Origin of the sequence: Kingella kingae ATCC 23330 (genome assembly GCF_900111845.1) — a bacterium.
In the GTDB taxonomy this organism is placed as follows: domain Bacteria; phylum Pseudomonadota; class Gammaproteobacteria; order Burkholderiales; family Neisseriaceae; genus Kingella; species Kingella kingae.
The window spans coordinates 1-18,600 of record NZ_FOJK01000034.1; the positions used below are offsets into that span (position 1 = coordinate 1).

An 18,600-nucleotide genomic window follows, 5' to 3' on the forward strand; every position below is an offset into this window, starting at 1 on the left:
TGACGTTTATCCCATTTGTAGTGGCGTAGCTGGTTAAAATATGGCTCAATCGCTTGCCATTGGGCATCTGTTAAGTCTGTTGGGTAGGATTTTCTAGTCATAAAGATATTTTATCATTTTTGTGAATACAGGTTCTAAATTTAATTCACTATAATAGCCAGCGATGAGATTGCTCAATTTGCACAGTTGTAAAAAATCCTGCTTGCAATAAGCAGGATTTGAAACTTTGTTGCACGGTATGAAATAAATAGTAAGTGGGTTTATCTTGCAAAATGTGGGGAGAATTTCGCGCGTGGCATCATGTTGGCTTATTCCATAGCAAAATAAACATAGCAAAAATATTGATTTATGAATGGATAAAATACAAAAAGCAGCCTGCATTTTTTGTTTGATGAAAATGCAGGCTGCTTTTGTTTAATTTGCAACGGTTTTGTGCAAAATAATGGCGTATTTTAAAAAATGAGTTTATTTTGGTAAAAAAATGGTTACAATAGTTGTCGCAGTTTATGGGTTTGGGTTCATCAGAGTCGGGACAGATAAGGCTGCATAACACATTGTTTCATTTTTTGGTTAGGAGAAAGAGATGTTGAAAACCAAATATTTAGCGAGTTTGTTGTTGGCGTTGTCGGTTGGTACAGCATGGGCAGACGATGCCGCTGGTGTGGAAATTTATGGCACAGCAGGTGTACCAGGTTTTGGTGTGGGTGTGGGCTATGGCATTAACGAGCAATTTGGTGTGCGTGGTGATTTTACGACTATGGGGCGCATCACACGGAAATTTGACGAAGATGCGATTCGCTATTCAGGCAAGTTGAGTAGCAATAAATTCAATTTGTATGGCGATTTTTATCCATTTGCCAATTCGTTCCGCTTGACTGCTGGTTTGAGCTTTGGACGCACCAAAGTGGAAGCGACAGGGCAGGGCATCGGCAACACCACGCAATCGTTTACCATTGGTGGCAAAACGTATCAAGTAACCACAGACAACAACGACAAAGTGAATGCTTCGGTGCGCTATCCTGCTGTGTCGCCTTACATTGGCATTGGCTGGGGTCATAATGCCAAAAAACGCGAAGCTGGCACATTTGGCTTTAATGCTGATTTGGGTATCTATATCGGCAAACCAAAAGTGAGCGTTGATTTGAGTTCTAGCCTGAACGATAAATTGACAGTGCAAGAAGGTGGTGCAGATGCCGCAGCCAAAGTGAATGAACGTGTAAACGCTGAGCGCGATAAAATTGAAGACCGCATTGGCAAATACCGCGTGATTCCTGCGATTAATGTAGGTGTGTCGTATTACTTCTAAACTGAAACTGTTGCAAAAACCCCATCTTCGGCATATTTCTTCGTGATGCGCTTCTCGGACGCTTGAAAATATTTCAATATTATCTGCGCGTTCTGCGATGCTATCACTTTGAACTATGCTCAAATCTGGGGTTTTGCAAAGGTTTCAAACTGTATCAATAATAAAGTGCAGGCTGCTTTTGAGTGAAAAATCGCTCGCCAAAGTAGCCTGCATTTTTATTTGTTTGATTGAATTAAACTAAACCTGAATTGATTTCGCGCAACACCGCCGCAGGATTAGCAGCCTGCACAATCGGTCTGCCCATCACCAAATAGCTTGCGCCTGCGGACAAGGCTTGTTGTGGTGTCATAATGCGGCGTTGGTCATCGCTATTGCCTGCCACGTCCAAGCGAATACCTGGCGTTACCAGCAAAAAGTCATCGCCGCGTTGTTGGCGCAGCAGGGCAGCTTCGTGTGCGGAACACACCACGCCGTCCAAGCCCGATTGTTGTGCCAATGCAGCCCATTGCGATACCAATTGTTCGGGCGATTGTGTGTAGCCCAATTCGGCAAGGTCGGTTTGTTCCATACTGGTTAGCACGGTAACGCCAATCAAATAGGGGCGATGCAATTGGTTGGCAACGGCATTGGCAGCAGCTTCCATCATGCGCCGTCCGCCCAATGCGTGCATGTCCACCAGCCACACGCCCATGTCGGCAGCCACTTTGCAGGCTTGGGCAACGGTGTTGGGAATGTCGTGGTATTTTAAATCCAAAAACAGCTTAAAGCCTTGATGTACCAGTTTTTCTACCAGTTGTCTGCCTGTGGCGGTAAACAATTCTTTGCCGATTTTGAGCTGGCATAAATCGGGCGATAGCTGGCGTACAAATTGTAGCGTGTCGTGTTCGTTGGCAAAATCCAACGCCACAATCACGGGCGTGCGTTGGGTGGAAAGTGGATAATCGGTCATCAAAGGGTTCATGATAAAGTTCCTGTTGTTGAAAAAGCAGCCTGCAACCAACCTGTGTGTTCCAGCAAAATAGACACGCCAATGCCAATCAACACGATGCCACCAACAATTTCGGCGCGACTGCCGATTTTTGTGCCTAATACGCGTCCCAGTTGCAAGCCAATCGCTGCCATAATGGTGGTGGACAAGCCAATCGCCAGCGCGGTCAGCCAAATGTTTACGTCTAAAAACGCCAAGCCCACGCCCACAATCATGGAATCAATGCTGGTGGCAATGGCGGTGGTAATCGTGAACCACAAGCCTTTGTTGGCTGGTAGATTGGCTTCGGTTGCGTCATCGTCTTCACTCAATGCGCCCACAATCATTTTAATGCCCAACGCGGCAAGTAAACCAAACGCGAGCCAGTGGTCGTATTGTTCAATCCAATGTTGTGCCAAGCTGCCTACTGTGTAACCAATCAAAGGCGTAATGCTTTCTACTACGCCAAAAATCAATGCGGTTTTGAGTGTTTGCTGCCAAGTAAAGTGCAGGCTGCTTGCGCCACGAGCCAATGCCGCTGCAAACGCATCAACCGACATGCCCAAAGCCAGTAATAAAAGGGTAAAAAGCCCCATGTTTTGTGTACCTAGTTTCTATTTTATTTTTATGATTTTGTTCACAAAGCCGTGCGCTGTTCAGGCAAGCGTCCAGCCCAATCGCAAGCGAATTGGTATGCCGTGCGCCCCGAACGGCTGCCACGCATTTGCGCCCAATTCAATGCGGCCTGACGCGCCGTGTCGTCCAAAGTCAAACCAAAATCGTCTAGCCAACTGGCTGCTGCTGCCAAATAATCGTCTTGGCTAAATGGATAAAAGCTCAACCACAAGCCAAAGCGGTCGGACAGCGATACTTTTTCTTCTACCGCTTCTTTTGGGTGGACTTCGTTTGCGTTGCCCACGTTGTCTGCCATGTATTCGGGCATTAAGTGGCGGCGATTGGACGTGGCATACACCAACACATTATCAGCTCGGCGCGACAAACTGCCGTCCAACGCGGTTTTTAAGGCTTTGTAGCCGTCTTCGCCATCTTCAAACGACAAGTCATCGCAAAACACAATAAAGCGTTCGGGGCGCGATTCCAGCAACGACAACAGCGCAGGCAAAGTGGTCAAATCGTGTTTATCCACTTCAATCAGGCGCAAGCCTTGTGCGGCGTATTCGTGCAACAGGGCTTTGATGAGCGATGATTTGCCCGTGCCACGTGCCCCAGTCAGCAAAACATTGTTGGCTGGGCGATTTTGTAGAAATTGCTCGGTGTTGCGAACCAGTTGTTGCATTTGCGTGTTGATGGCGGCTAATCGGTTGAGCGAAAACGTGTGCGGATGCGGTAAAGCGTGCAAGCAGCCTGCATTGCCCGATTTTTGCCAGCGAAAAGCAATCGCGTTTTGCCAATCGGGTTCACGCGCTTCGGGCGGCAAAATCGCGTCCAAACGATTCAAAACCGATTGCAGTTGTTGCAAAAATGGTTGGATAGATTTGAATTTCATTGCGTTTACTCGCTCAAAGCAGCCTGCACGCCGACATAAATTTTCGGGTTGCCGTTAATTGGATAGGTTTCAAAATCGGTGGTAAAACTGCGTTGAATAGACGGGTCTTGCTCAATCGCTTGCCATTGCGCGAACACGGCTTCGGGCGTGGTGGCGGTGGCTTCGTAGCGCACATAATCTTGCGCGGGCAAAATCGTGAGCGCGGCAAAAGGCGGTGTGGGCAAATCTTGCGCGACAATGCGTCCAATGGTAATCAAGACTTCGTTGGGCGTGGCATCGTCGTATTGGTAAACGCAATAAGTGGTGAGCGTGAACGATGGCAAGCGTTGTGCTTTGTCGTTTTGCCAGCGCGTCCACAAATCGTTGAGCGTTGCGTGAACTTGGTCTAGTGAAGTTCGCGCTTGTAAGCCCATGATGCGCATGGGGGCGTGAACGGTGGTGGGTTGAGGTTGTGAAGCGGTCATTTTACTTATCCTGAAAGTGAAGTCGTTGTGAATATAGTGGATTAAATTCAAACTAGGACAAGGCGACAACGACCGCCGTGTACAGTTAGTACATAAGGGAGTTGGCAACGCTGTACTAGTTTGAATTTAATTCACTATAAAAGTGCAGGCTGCTTTTTGCAGCAAATCATCATCACACAACAAAACGCCTGTCATCAAAATCAACACGATGAACAGGCGTTTAAAAGGTCAAATTAGTACGGCCCGCGGCGCAATTCGCGCACATCACGCCAGCCTTCGTTGGTTTTAACCAAAGTGATTTTTTTGTTCAACGATTGTTCCAAGCCTGCGTAATGCGGATTGTCGCGCAACAATTTACGCGCCCAACGCTCGGTTTGGATTTCGGCTTGATACGACACTTGGCTAATGGTGATGCCGTTGGCTGGAGTTGGCTCGGTAAAATAGTGGATTTTTTCTACGCGCTGTTTACCAATGCACAACCACGCACCGTGTGGTGACAAGGAAAACGATTCGCGACCTTTATCGGTTAAGCGATACACCAAGTAACGAATCGCGTGGTCACCTTCGCCAATGCGTTCGCCTTTGGCTTCTTCGTAGATGCCTGCATTAACCAAAATATCCATTTGCTCCACTGCTTTGGGATTGGCGCGTTTGCCGTTGTCCAAGCGTTTGAGCAAGCGTACTTCTGGCATGCCTAGCTGGCTTTGTGCCACATCTTCGTTGGGGGCGCGGTGTTCCACGTTCAATCTAAATGGAACACAAACGCTATTTTTTGCCGAATGTTCCAATGCGTCTTGCACATCGGATTTGGAAATTTGGTCAGACGAACAGGCGGCCAATAATGCAGCAGCCAAACTGGGTACGAGCCATTTTTTCATAGCAACTCTCCGTATAATGAACTGGGTTAGGCATAAGCGATAAAGACCGAAAGCATAGCCGTAAATGCGATTGGCGACAAGACAAAAAAAGCGGAATTTCGTACAATGGCGCGATTTATTTACACCAAGAAAGCACATCATCATGGATTTATACGGCATTGCCAACTGCGCCACCGTCAAAAAAGCGCGTGTTTGGTTGGACGAACAACACATCGCCTACACCTTTCACGACTTCAAAAAAACACCGCCCACGCCCGAATGGATTGCAGGCTGCTTGCAGCAAGTGGGGCTAGATGTATTGCTCAACAAACGCGGCACAACATGGCGCAAACTCACGCCCGAACAGCAAGCCCAAGCGCAAAGCACCGAAGGGGCAATCGCGCTCATGTGTGAATACCCAAGCGTGATTAAACGCCCTGTTTGCCTGCATCAATCGCATGTTTATGTCGGATTTTCGCCCGAACAATATCAACAAATGGTGCAGGCTGCTTGAATATGAAGCCCACTTTGTTGATTGCCGATTTACATTTGTCTGACCACACGCCTGATTTAAATGACTTGTTTGCCCAATTTTTGCGCGACCAAGCAGGCAAAGCGGCGGCGTTGTATATTTTGGGCGATTTATTTGAAGCGTGGATGGGCGACGATGACGACAGCCAAACCGCGCAACAAGTCGCCCAACAGATTCACGCATTCAGCCAAACTGCGCCTGTTTATTTTATTGCAGGCAACCGCGATTTTGCGCTGGGCAAGGCATATGCCCAACGCGCAGGCATGACGCTGCTGCCCGAGCAAACACCTTTATCGCTGCACGGCAATATGGTTTTACTGACGCATGGCGATGAAATGTGTACCGAAGATGTGCGTTATTTGCGTTATCGCAAGATTATTCGTAATCCGTTGGTGCTCAAACTGCTACTGCGATTGCCGTTTGCCAAACGCAAGCAAATTGCCGAGCAAATTCGCGCCAAAAGTCGCCAACAAAAACAACACAATTACGGCATTTCGGACGTAACCGAACAAGGGGTGCAGGCTGCTTTGTGCCAGTTTCCTGACACGCAAATCATCATTCATGGACACACGCATCGACCGAATGTGCATGAACACACGTTTCAAAATCGCCGTGTGATGCGCTATGTGTTGCCCGATTGGTTTGACGGCAAAGGCGGGTATTTGGCGGTTGATGAATTGGGTTGTCGTATGGTTTCGTTGCCGTGAATAGGGCATATATAGTGAATTAAATTTAGATTAGTACAGCGTTGCCAACTCCCTTATGTACTAGGTGTACACGGCGGTCGTTGTCGCCTTGTCCTAATCTAAATTTAATCCACTATAATAAAGTGCAGGCTGCTTCTATTTATGTAAACCAATTACCCAAAAAACGCCATCATGCGATCCAAAATCGCTGCGTTTACCAAGTCAATAAAGAATGCACCCACCAGCGGCACAATCAAAAAGGCTTTGTGCGATGCGCCAAATGTGTTGGTTACCGATTGCATATTCGCCACCGCCGTTGGAGTTGCGCCCAAGCCAAAACCGCAATGTCCTGCGGTTAAAATCGCGGCATCGTAGTCCTTGCCCATAAAGCGGAAGGTAACGAAGTAGCCATACAAAATCATCACAACGGTTTGTACCAGCAAAATCGTTATCATTGCACCAGCTATGCCCGATAATTCCCACAATTTCATGCTCATCAACGCCATTGCCAAGAATAAGCTCAACGATGCGTTGCCGAACACGTCAATCGCGCGGTCAAACATATCAAACTTGAACAAGCCTGTTAGCACGTTACGTAACAATACGCCAAAGCCCAATGCCCACACAAATTGTGGCAATTTGAAATCGGGGTAATGCTCTTTCATGTAGCCGAACATAATGGACGAAAACGCCAAGCAAGCGGCAAACAATGCCATGGTTTCAATGGCGGAATTGGCGGTGATTAAGCGTTCTTGTTTGGCGTTTTCAAAGGTTTCGCCGTCATACGCGCCTGCGTTGTCGCGGTCTTCCGCGCTTTGGTGGTCAATCGGTTTGCGCCCCATTTTGTTTACTAAATGTCGTGCCACTGGGCCGCCAATCAAACCGCCAGCCACCAAGCCATAAGTGGCTGATACCATTGCCATTTCCACCGCGCCTTTGATGCCGTATTGCTTGGCAAGCGTGTCGCCGTATGCCGCGCCTGTGCCGTGTCCGCCTGTGAGTGTGATTGAGCCTGTAATCAAGCCCATGAGTGGGTGTTGGTCAAGCATAACCGCCATGCTCATTCCAACAAAGTTTTGTATCACGATGAAAATACTCACAATAATCAAAAAGGCAATCAGCGGAAAACCACCCTGTTTTAAGCGAGCAAAATCGGCAGATAAACCAATCGATGAGAAAAATACCAACATAAACGCCGATTGCAGGCTGCTTTCAAATTGAAACGCGATGCTTTGAGTGGAATAAATAATCGAAATGATTAAAGCGGCAACCAAACCGCCTGCCACGGGCTCGGGAATGTTGAAGTTACGTAAAAACGCGATTTTTTTGACCATGATGCGCCCGAGCAGTAGCACCAAAGTGGCGGCGATGAGCGTGTAATAGCCGTTGAGTGGAATGGTGGTAATCTCCATAATGTATCCTGTACTAACGAATTAAAATGGTGCAGGCTGCTTTATCTATATAGAAAGCAGCCTGCAAATAAACACGCATAATAGGTTATTTGTTAAATCGTGTCAAAATTTGCGTGATTGTGTTTACCGCTTATTTGACCGAAAACAAAATCATCAACAACGGCGACACAATGTTGATAATAAAACCAAAACTAATCGCCATAGGTACAACTTGAATACCGCCCGAGTTTTGAATAATCGGCAAGGTAAAATCCAAGCTGGTTGCGCCACCCACGCCAACTGCGCTGCTTGGGTAACGGCGCATAATCACGGGAATCATCGCCAGCGCAAAAAATTCGCGTAACAAATCGTTTAACAGCGCAATGCTGCCCCACGTTGCGCCATAGGCTTGCGTCATCACAATGCCCGATAGCGAATACCAGCCATAGCCAGCCGATAATGCTAAACCTTGCATGATGCCGACTTCGGGGACGAGTAGGGCGAAAAAGCAGCCTGCAATCGCGCACGATGCGACAAACAACAGCGACACTTGTATGCCGCGTGTGTTGAACAAGATTTGGCGCAGGGTAAAGCCGTTGCTGCGAAGTTGAATGCCCACCACAAATACCAACATCATCAAGGCATAAGTGCCTGCGCTGTGTGGCGGTTGCCAAGCGGCTGGCAAGCCAAATCCAACCGCCACGCCCAGTAATAAAATCGCAATTTGCTTGGTGCTACCTGTCCAACTGATTTGAGTGCAGGCTGCTTTTTTGCTGCGCTGAACTTGCCATGGCAGCCATTTGTCTAATAAACACAGCGCGATTAAGTTACACGCCATCAACAAGCCAAACAGCAGCAGCGACAACAGCAAAATATTGTCCAACTGCAAAATCAGTTGATTGACTTGCGACAAGCCAATGCCAATGAGCAGCAAAATCACATAAACCAGCAGCGATAGGATTTTGGCTAGCACGCGCAAATACGGCTTGGGAACACGAATCGCAAAGCCGACAAACATGGGTGCAAGAATCCAAAAAACGGTTTGTAAATGTTGAAACATGGCGAGATTGGGTAAGCAAAACGAAAGATAAGATTGTATCATGCTTACTTAATTTAACTTGGCAACAATCTCTTTTGCATTTGTATCAAATTGCGTTAAAATCGCGCATTCCAATACAGGTATCATCATCATGACAAAATTTATTTTCGTAACTGGCGGCGTTGTCTCATCTCTTGGTAAAGGCATTGCCGCCGCTTCTATTGCAACTATCCTTGAATCACGTGGTTTGAACGTAACCATGCTGAAACTTGACCCTTATATCAACGTGGACCCAGGTACGATGAGTCCATTCCAACACGGTGAAGTATTCGTTACCGATGACGGTGCGGAAACGGATTTGGATTTGGGGCATTACGAGCGTTTTATCAATGCGACTTTGACGCGCAAAAACAGTTTCAGCGCAGGGCAAGTTTATGAAAATGTGATTGCGAAAGAGCGTCGCGGCGATTATTTGGGCGGTACGGTGCAAGTTATTCCCCATATTACCGATGAAATCAAACGCCGCGTTCACGATGGCGCGAAAGGCTACGATGTGGCGATTGTGGAAATTGGCGGCACGGTTGGCGATATTGAGTCGTTGCCATTTTTGGAAGCGATTCGCCAAATGCGTAGCCAACTGGGTCGCGCCAATACATTGTTCGCGCATTTGAGCTATGTTCCGTATATTGCGGCGGCTGGCGAAATCAAAACCAAACCCACGCAACACACGGTTAAAGAAATGTTGAGTATTGGTTTGCAGCCCGACATTTTGATTTGCCGCATGGACAGAGAAATGCCCGAAGACGAACGCCGCAAAATCGCCTTGTTCTGCAATGTGGAAGAACGCGCGATTGTCGGCAGCTACGATGTGAACAGCATTTATGAATGCCCAGAAATGCTGCACAATCAAGGCATTGACACAATTATTTGCGAACAGTTGCAATTAAACGTGAAAGAAGCAGATTTGACGGAATGGAAGAAAATCGTTCGCGCGATTCAAAATCCGCAACACAAAGTCAAAATCGCTATGGTCGGCAAATATGTGGATTTGACTGAATCGTACAAATCGTTGATTGAAGCCTTGAAACACGCTGGCATTCACACGCAAACCGATGTGCAAATTACCTATATTGACAGCGAAAGCATTGAAAAAGACGGTACAGGCAGCTTGAAAGAATTTGACGCGATTTTAGTCCCTGGTGGATTTGGTTCGCGTGGTGTGGAAGGCAAAATCGCCACCGCTCGTTATGCGCGTGAAAACAAAGTACCGTACTTGGGCATTTGCTTGGGTATGCAGATTGCGTTGATTGAATACGCGCGTGATGTGGCAGGTTTGACTGGCGCAAATTCTACTGAATTTGACTTGAAAACACCGCACCCCGTTGTGGCGTTGATTGATGAATGGCAAACGGCTGACGGCAGCGTAGAAACGCGCGATGAAAACGCGGATTTAGGCGGCACAATGCGTTTGGGAGCACAAGAAGTTGAGCTGAAAGAAGGCAGTTTGGCGGCGAAAATTTACGGCGCAACGCAAATCCGTGAACGCCACCGCCACCGCTACGAAGTGAACAACCATTATGTGGCGCAACTGGAAGCGGCTGGTTTGACGATTGGTGGCGTGTCGGCTGGTCGTGAGCGTTTAGTGGAAACGATTGAAATTGCTGACCACCCTTGGTTTTTCGCGTGTCAATTCCACCCTGAATTTACGTCCAATCCGCGTCGTGGACATAAATTATTTGAAGCGTTTGTGAAAGCGGCGTTGAAAAATAAAGTTTGATTTTGTACGCAAACAGAAAAAGCAGCCTGCACTTGGGTTTATAAAAGGTGCAGGCTGCTTTTGTGGTAATATGGCTTATCGTGAAGTGGATTCAAAAACATGGAAACCAACATTCAAAAAACAGAACGCCTAATCCGCGAAATCAATCGCATTCACGCGCAATATTCACAGGATTATTTTGAAACAGGCAAAGTGCCAAAAATCAATTTATCGCACACCTTAAAAACTGTGCCGATTGAACACATCTTGTCGTATCGCCTGAACTTGCACGAAGCGATTAACGATTATTTAGCTTTTGCCGACACGCGCGGTATTGATTTTTTCTACCGTGTGAAAACCGCCGAGAGTATTCACGATAAAATTAACCGCTATTTGGCGCGTGAAAACCAATATCCAGTAAACAATATTTTGAATGACATTTTCGGCGCGCGCGTGATTTTACCGTCCGAAGACGTAGCACAAATTCTGCAAAAATTAGACGATTGGAAATCCGAATACAGCCTGAAAAACTGGTATTTGCGCGATGTGGACGGCTATATTGGCGTACACATTTATTTTAAAAATGCCAGTAATTTTTACTATCCGTGGGAATTGCAAATTTGGGACGAACAAGACGCGCGTGAGAATATTCAAAATCACATTGCTTATAAACGGATATTTGTGAAATAAATTCAGGTAGCCTGAAAGAAAGAACAAAAAACATGAAATACAACGATTTAAGAGAATTTATCGCCATGCTAGAACAGCAAGGCAAACTCAAACGCATCAAAACCCCCGTTTCCCCTTATTTGGAAATTACCGAAATTTCCGACCGCGTATTACGCGCAGGCGGTGCAGCGTTGCTGTTTGAAAACCCCGTCCGCGAAGACGGCACGCCCTACGGCTACCCTGTTTTGGCAAATTTGTTTGGCACAACCGAGCGCGTGGCAATGGGCATGGGCGCGAAAGACATCAGCGAATTGCGCGACATCGGCAAAACGCTTGCCTACCTAAAAGAACCCGAACCGCCCAAAGGTGTAAAAGACGCATTCAGCAAATTGCCGCTTTTAAAAGACATTTGGTCAATGGCACCGCACGTTGTCAAAAACGCGCCTTGCCAAGAGATTGTTTTGGAAGGCGATGATGTGAATTTGTATGATTTGCCGATTCAGCATTGTTGGGCGGGCGATGTTGCGCCGTTGGTAACATGGGGCTTGACGGTTACACGCGGTTACAACAAAAAACGCCAAAATTTAGGCATTTACCGCCAACAACTGATTGGCAAAAATAAATTGATTATGCGTTGGTTGGTGCATCGCGGCGGTGCGTTGGATTTTCAGGAACACAAACGCTTGTTTCCCGATAAACCTTATCCAGTTTCGGTGGTGTTGGGTTGCGACCCTGCCACGATTTTGGGCGCGGTTACACCAGTCCCCGATACGTTGAGCGAATACCAATTCGCAGGATTATTGCGCGGTTCACGCACCGAATTGACCAAATGTATCGGCAACGATTTGCAAGTGCCAGCGCGCGCGGAAATCGTGTTGGAAGGCGTGATTTATCCCGATGAAACCGCGCTGGAAGGTCCTTATGGCGACCACACAGGCTATTACAACGAGCAAGATTATTTTCCAGTGTTCACGGTAGAACGCATTACCATGCGAAAAGACCCGATTTACCACAGCACCTACACCGGCGCACCGCCCGATGAACCTGCGGTTTTGGGCGAGGCGTTGAATGAAGTGTTTGTGCCGTTGTTGCAAAAACAATTCCCTGAAATTGTGGATTTTTATTTGCCGCCAGAGGGGTGTTCATACCGCATGGCAGTCGTGAGCATGAAAAAGCAATACGCAGGACACGCCAAGCGCGTGATGATGGGTTGTTGGTCGTTTTTGCGCCAATTTATGTACACCAAATTTATTATTGTCGTGGACTATGATATTGACGTGCGCGACTGGAAACAGGTGATTTGGGCGATTACCACGCGCATGGACCCTGTGCGCGACACGGTTTTAATGGAAAATACGCCGATTGATTATTTGGATTTTGCCAGCCCTGTGAGTGGTTTGGGCGGAAAAATGGGTTTGGACGCAACCAATAAAATCGGTAACGAAACCCAACGCGAATGGGGACGTGTGATTGAACGCGACCCGAAAACGGTTGCCAAAATTGATGAGATTTGGGCGGAATTGGGGTTGTAAATCAAAGCAGCCTGCACAGTTAAAGTGCAGGCTGCTTTTTGTTATAGTGAATTAAATTTAGATTAGTACAGCGTTGCCAACTCCCTTATGTACTAGCTGTACACGGCGGTCGTTGTCGCCTTGTCCCAATCTAAATTTAATCCACTATATTTTAGCTAATTAGCTTAGAACAACCCACTAATTACGCCATTTTCATCAACATTAATCCGTTCCGCAGCAGGCACTTTCGGCAAGCCCGGCATTTTCATCATCGCGCCACACAACGCCACAATAAACCCAGCCCCAGCCGACACCGTCAAACCACGCACGCTAATCGTAAACCCAGTCGGGCAGCCCAACAATTTCGCGTTATCGCTCAACGAATACTGCGTTTTCGCCATACAAATCGGCAATTTATCCAAACCCAAACGCTCTAAATTTGCGATTTCCGCCGCCGCTTCCGCGCTAAATTCCACAGCCGCCGCGCCGTAAATTTTCGTGGCAATCGCCGTGATTTTGTCGCGGATACTGTCGTTTACATCGTAGGCGAATGTGAATGGTTGCGCGTTTTGCTCAATCGCCGCCACCACTTTTTGCGCCAAATCCGCGCCGCCTGCGCCGCCTTTCGCCCACACTTCCGTCAGCGAAACTTCCGCGCCTGCCGCGTTGCAGGCTGCCTGAATCGCCGCCAATTCCGCGTCGCTGTCCGACACAAATCGGTTAATTGCCACCACGACTGGCAAACCAAATATATTTTTTAAATTGCTGATGTGTTTCAATAAATTAGGCAAACCGCGTTCCACTGCCGCCACATTTTCTGCGCCTAAATCCGCTTTTTCCACGCCGCCGTTGTATTTTAACGCGCGAACCGTTGCCACGACCACCGCGCAATCGGGTTTCAATTCTGCCAAACGCGATTTGATGTCGCAGAATTTTTCCGCGCCCAAATCCGCGCCAAAACCTGCTTCCGTTACCGCGTAATCACCTAAATGTTGCGCCAATCGTGTCGCCAAAACGGAATTGCAGCCGTGCGCGATATTGGCAAATGGTCCGCCGTGAACAAAGGCGGGGCTGCCTGAAATCGTTTGCACCAAATTCGGTTTAATCGCGTCTTTGAGCAAGGCTGCCATTGCGCCGTTGGCTTTCAAATCTTTGGCGTAAACGGGTTGATTATCAAAGGTATAGGCAACCAAAATATTGCCCAAGCGCGTTTTCAAATCCGCCAAATCTTTCGCCAAACAGAACACTGCCATCACTTCGCTGGCAACGGTAATATCAAAACCGTCTGGGCGAATCACACCATCTGTCGGTTTACCTAAACCGTTGATGATATTGCGTAATTGGCGGTCGTTCATATCCACAACGCGCCGCCATATCACGCGCTTGGAGTCAATATTCAGCGCGTTGCCTTGATAAATGTGGTTGTCCAACATCGCGGCAAGCAAATTATTCGCCGCGCCAATCGCGTGAAAATCGCCTGTGAAATGCAAATTGATGTCTTCCATAGGCAACACTTGCGAATAGCCGCCGCCAGCCGCACCGCCTTTCACGCCAAACACGGGACCGAGCGACGGTTCGCGCATGGCAACGACGGCTTGTTTGCCAATGTAATTCAGCGCGTCGGTTAAACCGATTGTTACTGTGGTTTTGCCTTCGCCTGCGGGGGTGGGGTTAATTGCGGTTACGAGTACCAGTTTGCCTTGTTTTTTCGGCAATTTAAACGCATCGGCTGGGTTGATTTTGGCTTTGTATTTGCCGTAATGCTCCAAATTTTCAGGCTGCAAACCGAGTTTAGCGGCGATTTGGTTGATGTGTTTGATTTCGGCGGCTTGCGCAATTTGAACGTCTGTTTGCATGATGATTTCCTTGCAAAGAGTTGTTGGGAATGGGTTGCGATTTTAACGTATTTTAATCAAGCGTAACATAAAAAAGCAGCCTGCATTTTGAATCAACAAAATAAAAGGCTGTGTTTTAATTTTTCGTTGATAATGAAAATATCGCAGCCGTAAGATGGGTTTTAACCCATCAAATACATTAAATATCAGCATTTTTTGGTGGGATAAATCCCACCTTACGGGCATATCAACGAATTATTCGAACACAGGCAAATAAAAAAATGCAGGCTGCTTTTAATCAAACAGACTTCCCATCAAACGGCTTATTCTTGCGCCAAAACGCCCATGTTTTGGGTTTGCCGTGCCAATGCCATTCGCCTTGTTCGCACACGATTCGCGCTTGGTGCAGGCTGCCTTCGCGTAGGGCTTGCCACAGGGGCGCAAAAAAGCGTTGCTCGTAGGCGTGCAAAATATCGTGGTATTGCCACACATCGCCTGTTTGTGCCGATGTGAGCAGGCTGTCATCAAACCAATGACTTTGCGCCAATGGCTGCGATAATTCTTCGCAAGCGTGTTGCCATGCCGACCAATCGTGTGGTAAGGGTTCGGTGTGCAGGCTGCTTTGCGCTGTCCACGCGCTGTCGCTAAACAAAACAGGACAAGATTCAAACGCGGCAATGCTGGGCGCATTCCAAATCCACAACGCATTCACAGGCGCGTTTTCGCTGTGCAACCACATTTGCGTTTCGGTGGAAAGTTGCAGCCATTGCGCCATATCACCCGAAGCAGCCTGCACTTGGTCGTTGAGCATACCCACGCTTTCCCAAATGCTGGGCGCGTGCCATGTGGGCGGATTGGGCAGCGTAACGCGCCACAAATCGGAGCGGAGCGCGTCAAATTGCGCTTCATTTGCATACAGTTGATTCAGTTTGGCGCAATAATCTTGCACTTGTTGCTCGGTCAGAGTTACGCCTGCTGCGGTCATGTCCAACATTTGAATGCTGTTCATGCCTGTGTGCTGCACCACGGGGCTGGCGTAAACTTGATTATTGGCAAGCGCGGTTTGGTCGCACATAAACGTGTAAAACAATTCGGTAGTGGTGCGCGGCTTGGGGACAAAAGTGGCAAAACGGCGCAACTGGTTAAACGCTGGCAAATTGAGTGGCGGAATGTTGTCGTGTTCGGAACGCAACAGCGCAGGCAGAATCAAAGTAAGCATACAAAAATCGCAAAAATTTGGATTGTAACGGTTTTGCGCCAATGCCACGAAATTTAATGAAGCAGCCTGCACATTTTGTTACAATGTACGGCTATTTTTACACGCCGTAGTTTTATGAATAAGTATTTAAAATTCAGTGGTTTAATTTTATTGATTGGATTGGCAGGTTTGATTGTTTACGCCAGCCTTGCACCCAAACCTGTACACGAAAAACCGCAAATCAAAAAAGTTAGCCAAGAAATTCCCGTCCCTGCTGCACGCCCAATTATGGAAACGCACTATTGGCACGATGAAGAAGTGCAAGTGGGCGATGATTTGCCGTTTTTGCTGAATCGCATTGGCGTGAATCCGCAAAGTATTCAAAATTTGATGCAAGATAATCCGTCCGATTTGAAAACGATTCGTTTACGCGCAGGACAAATCATCAGCGTCAATATCCATTCCAATCATGATATTAGCGATTTGCAATTTTTTAGAGACGACGACAACGGCGAGCGCAATTTGGTCGCCATAGAATACAAAGACGGCAAATGGCAGCTGCACTCTGGCGTGGTAGATGCGGAAACAGTGGCAACTTTGCGCTCGGTGGAAATCACGTCTTCGGTGTCGGGCGCGTTGGCAAAAGCAGGCGTACCTGTGGAAATTCGCACATCGTTGCAAGAAATTTTTGCCGATAAAATTCCGCTAGACCAATTAACCGCGGGCGACAAAATTCGCGTGTTGTACGAAAGCCTGTATTTTCGTGGGCAAGAAGTGGCAACAGGCAATATTTTGGCAGCCGAAATCAGCACCGCATCGCAAACGTATTATGCGTATTATTTTGAACACGGCGATGCAGGCGGCAATTTTTATGACGAACAGCTCAACCCCTTAACACAAGGGTTTACAGGCTTGCCGATTGAACACTATACGCGAATTTCGTCGCCTTATGGCATTCGTATCCATCCCGTGTTGCGGACGATTAAAATGCACACAGGCATTGACTATGCCGCGCCCACAGGCACCAAAATTCTCGCGCCCAGCGATGGCGTGGTCAGCTTTCGTGGTTGGAAAGGCGGCTACGGCAACACAGTTATGTTGAGCCACCGCGACGGTTTGGAGACCTTGTATGGACACATGAGCAGCTTTATTTCGGGTGTCGATGTCGGCACATCGGTTAAAGCAGGCGATGTGATTGGCTTGGTGGGCAGCACAGGACGCTCCACAGGGTCGCATTTGCATTATGAAGTGCGGATTAACGGACAGCACGTCAATCCTGCCACCATTGCTTTGCCTGCGCCTGAATTAACCGACCAAGACCGAGCGGCGTTGAAGCAATATCAAAACACGATTTTGAGTTTGATGCAGTCGGTGCGCGATATTGATGTGATGATTGCACAGCAAGATTAAACGAAAAAAGCTATTGGCTGAATGATGCAGTCAATAGCTTTAAATATAAAAATGTGATGGCACGCCCAAAGGGATTTTGTTATTCGCAGTAAATCAATAAATTACATTTGTTCATTTTCAAAAAAATGCACGCAAATTTTATTTTTTTGAACAAATTAAGACAAATAAGCCACAAAAAACCAGCCTGCAACCGTTGCAAAAAATACAATAGTTGCAGGCTGCTTTTTTTACTCAATCGCTTTCACTAACGCGCCATGCCGTGCCTTGCAATCGTGATACAAATGCACCGCCTGCACGCTACACAGCAACACCGCTTTTGCCGTGACATTTTCCAGCTCGGGCAATTCAGCGCAGGGCTGCAATAAATCTGCGCTGGGCAATGGCGCGGTTGAGTTCGCGCAAGCCGTAATCGTCAAAACACACGTTGCTGTAAACAGGTTTTTCCACAATCTTTTGCACTTCAACATATCTAAGAACCTGTATTCACAAACAACTATTTGATAAATTTTAATATTTGTGAAATATACCCTAGTTTAACAAAATTTTCAGCAGATAAATTCGTCTGCTCAAAATCTTTTGCTAAACGTCGAGACCAACCTAACCATGCAAACGTTCGTTCTACAATCCAACGTTTGGGCAGAATATGCCAAGAAATATCTTGAATTCTCTTTGAAATCTCAACAGTTAAACTCAATTGCTCTGATACTTCACGCTCAAATGTATTCCGATAACCTGCATCTGCACAGAAACCTTTTAAACTCGGATAGGTCTCAAACGCTTTTTTTGCTACAAAAATACCTGCTTTTGTGTCATGAATATTGGCTGCATGAATCACAACAGACAATAGATTACCCAACGTATCAACAGCTATATGTCGCTTACGACCTTTGATTTTTTTACCTCCATCAAAACCTTTATCATGTGCGCTAGAAGCTGTTTTGACGCTTTGTGAATCAATAATGGCATAAGTTGGCATTGCTTGTTTTTGATGGATTAAACGTTTTTTTGAACCAATGCCAAAAGAATTCTATCCCATAAGCCTGATTGATTGGCTCTGCGATAGAAACTCCATACGGTTGAATAAGGTGGAAAATCATTGGGCAGCATACGCCACTGGCAACCTGTTTTGGTCATGTACAAAACGGCATTCACTAATTGACGTTTATCCCATTTGTAGTGGCGTAGCTGGTTAAAATATGGCTCAATCGCTTGCCATTGGGCATCTGTTAAGTCTGTTGGGTAGGATTTTCTAGTCATAAAGATATTTTATCATTTTTGTGAATACAGGTTCTTAAACAACCAAATGGACAACACCATGCACTCACTAGAAGAATATTTCGCTCGTATACCCGATACCAGACGTGGAGCAGGCAAACGCTATAATCTAGCCAAAACACTCACAGTCATTGTTGTTGCCATTTTGGGCGGTGCGAAAGGTAATCGCGAAATAGGTGCATTCCTTGCTAATAATA

At 47.0% G+C, this 18,600-nt stretch carries 20 protein-coding genes; 8 read left to right on the forward strand and 12 right to left on the reverse strand.

Going from position 1 to position 18,600, the window contains the following annotated elements; translation table 11 throughout:
* Positions 1-583 precede the first annotated feature (583 nt).
* The gene (locus BQ5809_RS07670; protein ID WP_003786475.1) at positions 584-1,306 is read left to right on the forward strand and encodes a hypothetical protein; all 723 of its coding nucleotides are present in this window, start codon (positions 584-586) and stop codon (positions 1,304-1,306) included.
* A 232-nt stretch (positions 1,307-1,538) separates the two neighbouring features.
* On the opposite strand, the gene pyrF is transcribed toward BQ5809_RS07670, so the two are convergent.
* From pyrF to BQ5809_RS07695, 5 genes are all read right to left on the reverse strand, one after another.
* Positions 1,539-2,267, reverse strand: coding sequence for an orotidine-5'-phosphate decarboxylase (pyrF, locus tag BQ5809_RS07675; protein WP_003786478.1), 729 nt, complete (start codon positions 2,265-2,267; stop codon positions 1,539-1,541).
* Positions 2,264-2,869, reverse strand: coding sequence for a manganese efflux pump MntP (locus BQ5809_RS07680; RefSeq protein WP_003786480.1), 606 nt, complete (start codon positions 2,867-2,869; stop codon positions 2,264-2,266). The genes pyrF and BQ5809_RS07680 overlap by 4 nt, the downstream gene beginning before the upstream one ends.
* Before the next feature lie 41 nt (positions 2,870-2,910).
* The gene (locus BQ5809_RS07685) at positions 2,911-3,780 is read right to left on the reverse strand and encodes an ATP-binding protein (protein WP_003786481.1); all 870 of its coding nucleotides are present in this window, start codon (positions 3,778-3,780) and stop codon (positions 2,911-2,913) included.
* 5 nt (positions 3,781-3,785) lie between these two features.
* Complete coding sequence (locus tag BQ5809_RS07690) at positions 3,786-4,244, reverse strand: GyrI-like domain-containing protein (protein ID WP_003786483.1); 459 nt, start codon at positions 4,242-4,244, stop codon at positions 3,786-3,788.
* Positions 4,245-4,477: 233 nt separating this feature from the next.
* The gene (locus tag BQ5809_RS07695) at positions 4,478-5,122 is read right to left on the reverse strand and encodes a hypothetical protein (protein ID WP_003786485.1); all 645 of its coding nucleotides are present in this window, start codon (positions 5,120-5,122) and stop codon (positions 4,478-4,480) included.
* A 142-nt stretch (positions 5,123-5,264) separates the two neighbouring features.
* On the opposite strand from BQ5809_RS07695, the gene BQ5809_RS07700 reads away from it, so the two are divergent.
* The gene (locus tag BQ5809_RS07700; RefSeq protein WP_003790616.1) at positions 5,265-5,615 is read left to right on the forward strand and encodes an ArsC family reductase; all 351 of its coding nucleotides are present in this window, start codon (positions 5,265-5,267) and stop codon (positions 5,613-5,615) included.
* A 2-nt stretch (positions 5,616-5,617) separates the two neighbouring features.
* Entirely contained in the window at positions 5,618-6,340 is a 723-nt protein-coding gene (locus tag BQ5809_RS07705) for a UDP-2,3-diacylglucosamine diphosphatase (protein WP_003786490.1), read from the forward strand.
* Between the two features lie 152 nt (positions 6,341-6,492).
* Here BQ5809_RS07705 and gltS read toward each other — a convergent pair whose 3' ends face one another.
* Together gltS and BQ5809_RS07715 are read right to left on the reverse strand one after the other, a co-directional pair.
* Positions 6,493-7,731: a sodium/glutamate symporter gene (gltS, locus tag BQ5809_RS07710; RefSeq protein ID WP_003786491.1), complete on the reverse strand. Its 1,239-nt coding sequence runs from the start codon at positions 7,729-7,731 to the stop codon at positions 6,493-6,495.
* Between the two features lie 130 nt (positions 7,732-7,861).
* Positions 7,862-8,770 carry a LysO family transporter gene (locus tag BQ5809_RS07715; protein WP_003786493.1) on the reverse strand — a complete coding sequence of 303 codons (909 nt, stop codon included), beginning with the start codon at positions 8,768-8,770 and terminating at the stop codon, positions 7,862-7,864.
* 130 nt (positions 8,771-8,900) lie between these two features.
* Here BQ5809_RS07715 and BQ5809_RS07720 point away from each other — a divergent pair, with 130 nt between their 5' ends.
* The 3 genes from BQ5809_RS07720 (at position 8,901) to ubiD (ending at position 12,706) form a co-directional block, all read left to right on the forward strand.
* Positions 8,901-10,526 carry a CTP synthase gene (locus BQ5809_RS07720; protein WP_032133302.1) on the forward strand — a complete coding sequence of 542 codons (1,626 nt, stop codon included), beginning with the start codon at positions 8,901-8,903 and terminating at the stop codon, positions 10,524-10,526.
* 99 nt (positions 10,527-10,625) lie between these two features.
* Positions 10,626-11,195: a GTP pyrophosphokinase gene (locus BQ5809_RS07725; RefSeq protein WP_003786496.1), complete on the forward strand. Its 570-nt coding sequence runs from the start codon at positions 10,626-10,628 to the stop codon at positions 11,193-11,195.
* A gap of 32 nt (positions 11,196-11,227) precedes the next feature.
* Positions 11,228-12,706, forward strand: a complete 1,479-nt coding sequence (gene ubiD / locus BQ5809_RS07730; RefSeq protein WP_003786498.1) for a 4-hydroxy-3-polyprenylbenzoate decarboxylase — start codon at positions 11,228-11,230, stop codon at positions 12,704-12,706.
* 164 nt (positions 12,707-12,870) lie between these two features.
* Here the strand turns inward: ubiD and BQ5809_RS07735 are convergent, their stop codons facing one another.
* Both BQ5809_RS07735 and BQ5809_RS07740 read right to left on the reverse strand, forming a co-directional pair.
* Positions 12,871-14,541 carry a formate--tetrahydrofolate ligase gene (locus BQ5809_RS07735; RefSeq protein ID WP_003786501.1) on the reverse strand — a complete coding sequence of 557 codons (1,671 nt, stop codon included), beginning with the start codon at positions 14,539-14,541 and terminating at the stop codon, positions 12,871-12,873.
* Between the two features lie 277 nt (positions 14,542-14,818).
* Positions 14,819-15,739, reverse strand: a complete 921-nt coding sequence (locus BQ5809_RS07740; protein ID WP_003786504.1) for a hypothetical protein — start codon at positions 15,737-15,739, stop codon at positions 14,819-14,821.
* A 114-nt stretch (positions 15,740-15,853) separates the two neighbouring features.
* Between BQ5809_RS07740 and BQ5809_RS07745 the strand changes: the two genes are divergently transcribed.
* The gene (locus tag BQ5809_RS07745) at positions 15,854-17,128 is read left to right on the forward strand and encodes a M23 family metallopeptidase (RefSeq protein ID WP_003786505.1); all 1,275 of its coding nucleotides are present in this window, start codon (positions 15,854-15,856) and stop codon (positions 17,126-17,128) included.
* Positions 17,129-17,355: 227 nt separating this feature from the next.
* Here BQ5809_RS07745 and BQ5809_RS07750 read toward each other — a convergent pair whose 3' ends face one another.
* Genes BQ5809_RS07750 through BQ5809_RS10440 form a run of 3 tightly spaced genes read right to left on the reverse strand, consistent with a single transcriptional unit; the run spans position 17,356 to position 18,385 of the window.
* Positions 17,356-17,595 (reverse strand): hypothetical protein, encoded by a 240-nt coding sequence (locus tag BQ5809_RS07750; protein WP_285059342.1) that lies wholly within the window; start codon positions 17,593-17,595, stop codon positions 17,356-17,358.
* A gap of 26 nt (positions 17,596-17,621) precedes the next feature.
* Positions 17,622-18,143: an IS5 family transposase gene (locus BQ5809_RS07755; protein WP_338152169.1), complete on the reverse strand. Its 522-nt coding sequence runs from the start codon at positions 18,141-18,143 to the stop codon at positions 17,622-17,624.
* Positions 18,122-18,385 (reverse strand): transposase, encoded by a 264-nt coding sequence (locus BQ5809_RS10440; protein ID WP_071461654.1) that lies wholly within the window; start codon positions 18,383-18,385, stop codon positions 18,122-18,124. Before BQ5809_RS10440 ends, BQ5809_RS07755 begins: the two co-directional genes overlap by 22 nt.
* 58 nt (positions 18,386-18,443) lie before the next feature.
* Here BQ5809_RS10440 and BQ5809_RS10445 point away from each other — a divergent pair.
* The coding region (locus tag BQ5809_RS10445; protein WP_071461618.1) for a transposase family protein at positions 18,444-18,600 on the forward strand (157 nt) is incomplete at its 3' end.

Excerpts from the sequence above, each read along its gene's own strand:
- BQ5809_RS07670 (WP_003786475.1), top strand. The coding sequence starts at position 584 with ATGTTGAAAACCAAATATTTAGCGAGTTTGTTGTTGGCGTTGTCGGTT.
- pyrF (WP_003786478.1), bottom strand. The coding sequence starts at position 2,267 with ATGAACCCTTTGATGACCGATTATCCACTTTCCACCCAACGCACGCCC.
- BQ5809_RS07680 (WP_003786480.1), bottom strand. The coding sequence starts at position 2,869 with ATGGGGCTTTTTACCCTTTTATTACTGGCTTTGGGCATGTCGGTTGAT.
- BQ5809_RS07685 (WP_003786481.1), bottom strand. The coding sequence starts at position 3,780 with ATGAAATTCAAATCTATCCAACCATTTTTGCAACAACTGCAATCGGTT.
- BQ5809_RS07690 (WP_003786483.1), bottom strand. The coding sequence starts at position 4,244 with ATGACCGCTTCACAACCTCAACCCACCACCGTTCACGCCCCCATGCGC.
- BQ5809_RS07695 (WP_003786485.1), bottom strand. The coding sequence starts at position 5,122 with ATGAAAAAATGGCTCGTACCCAGTTTGGCTGCTGCATTATTGGCCGCC.
- BQ5809_RS07700 (WP_003790616.1), top strand. The coding sequence starts at position 5,265 with ATGGATTTATACGGCATTGCCAACTGCGCCACCGTCAAAAAAGCGCGT.
- BQ5809_RS07705 (WP_003786490.1), top strand. The coding sequence starts at position 5,618 with ATGAAGCCCACTTTGTTGATTGCCGATTTACATTTGTCTGACCACACG.
- gltS (WP_003786491.1), bottom strand. The coding sequence starts at position 7,731 with ATGGAGATTACCACCATTCCACTCAACGGCTATTACACGCTCATCGCC.
- BQ5809_RS07715 (WP_003786493.1), bottom strand. The coding sequence starts at position 8,770 with ATGTTTCAACATTTACAAACCGTTTTTTGGATTCTTGCACCCATGTTT.
- BQ5809_RS07720 (WP_032133302.1), top strand. The coding sequence starts at position 8,901 with ATGACAAAATTTATTTTCGTAACTGGCGGCGTTGTCTCATCTCTTGGT.
- BQ5809_RS07725 (WP_003786496.1), top strand. The coding sequence starts at position 10,626 with ATGGAAACCAACATTCAAAAAACAGAACGCCTAATCCGCGAAATCAAT.
- ubiD (WP_003786498.1), top strand. The coding sequence starts at position 11,228 with ATGAAATACAACGATTTAAGAGAATTTATCGCCATGCTAGAACAGCAA.
- BQ5809_RS07735 (WP_003786501.1), bottom strand. The coding sequence starts at position 14,541 with ATGCAAACAGACGTTCAAATTGCGCAAGCCGCCGAAATCAAACACATC.
- BQ5809_RS07740 (WP_003786504.1), bottom strand. The coding sequence starts at position 15,739 with ATGCTTACTTTGATTCTGCCTGCGCTGTTGCGTTCCGAACACGACAAC.
- BQ5809_RS07745 (WP_003786505.1), top strand. The coding sequence starts at position 15,854 with ATGAATAAGTATTTAAAATTCAGTGGTTTAATTTTATTGATTGGATTG.
- BQ5809_RS07750 (WP_285059342.1), bottom strand. The coding sequence starts at position 17,595 with ATGTTGAAGTGCAAAAGATTGTGGAAAAACCTGTTTACAGCAACGTGT.
- BQ5809_RS10440 (WP_071461654.1), bottom strand. The coding sequence starts at position 18,385 with ATGACTAGAAAATCCTACCCAACAGACTTAACAGATGCCCAATGGCAA.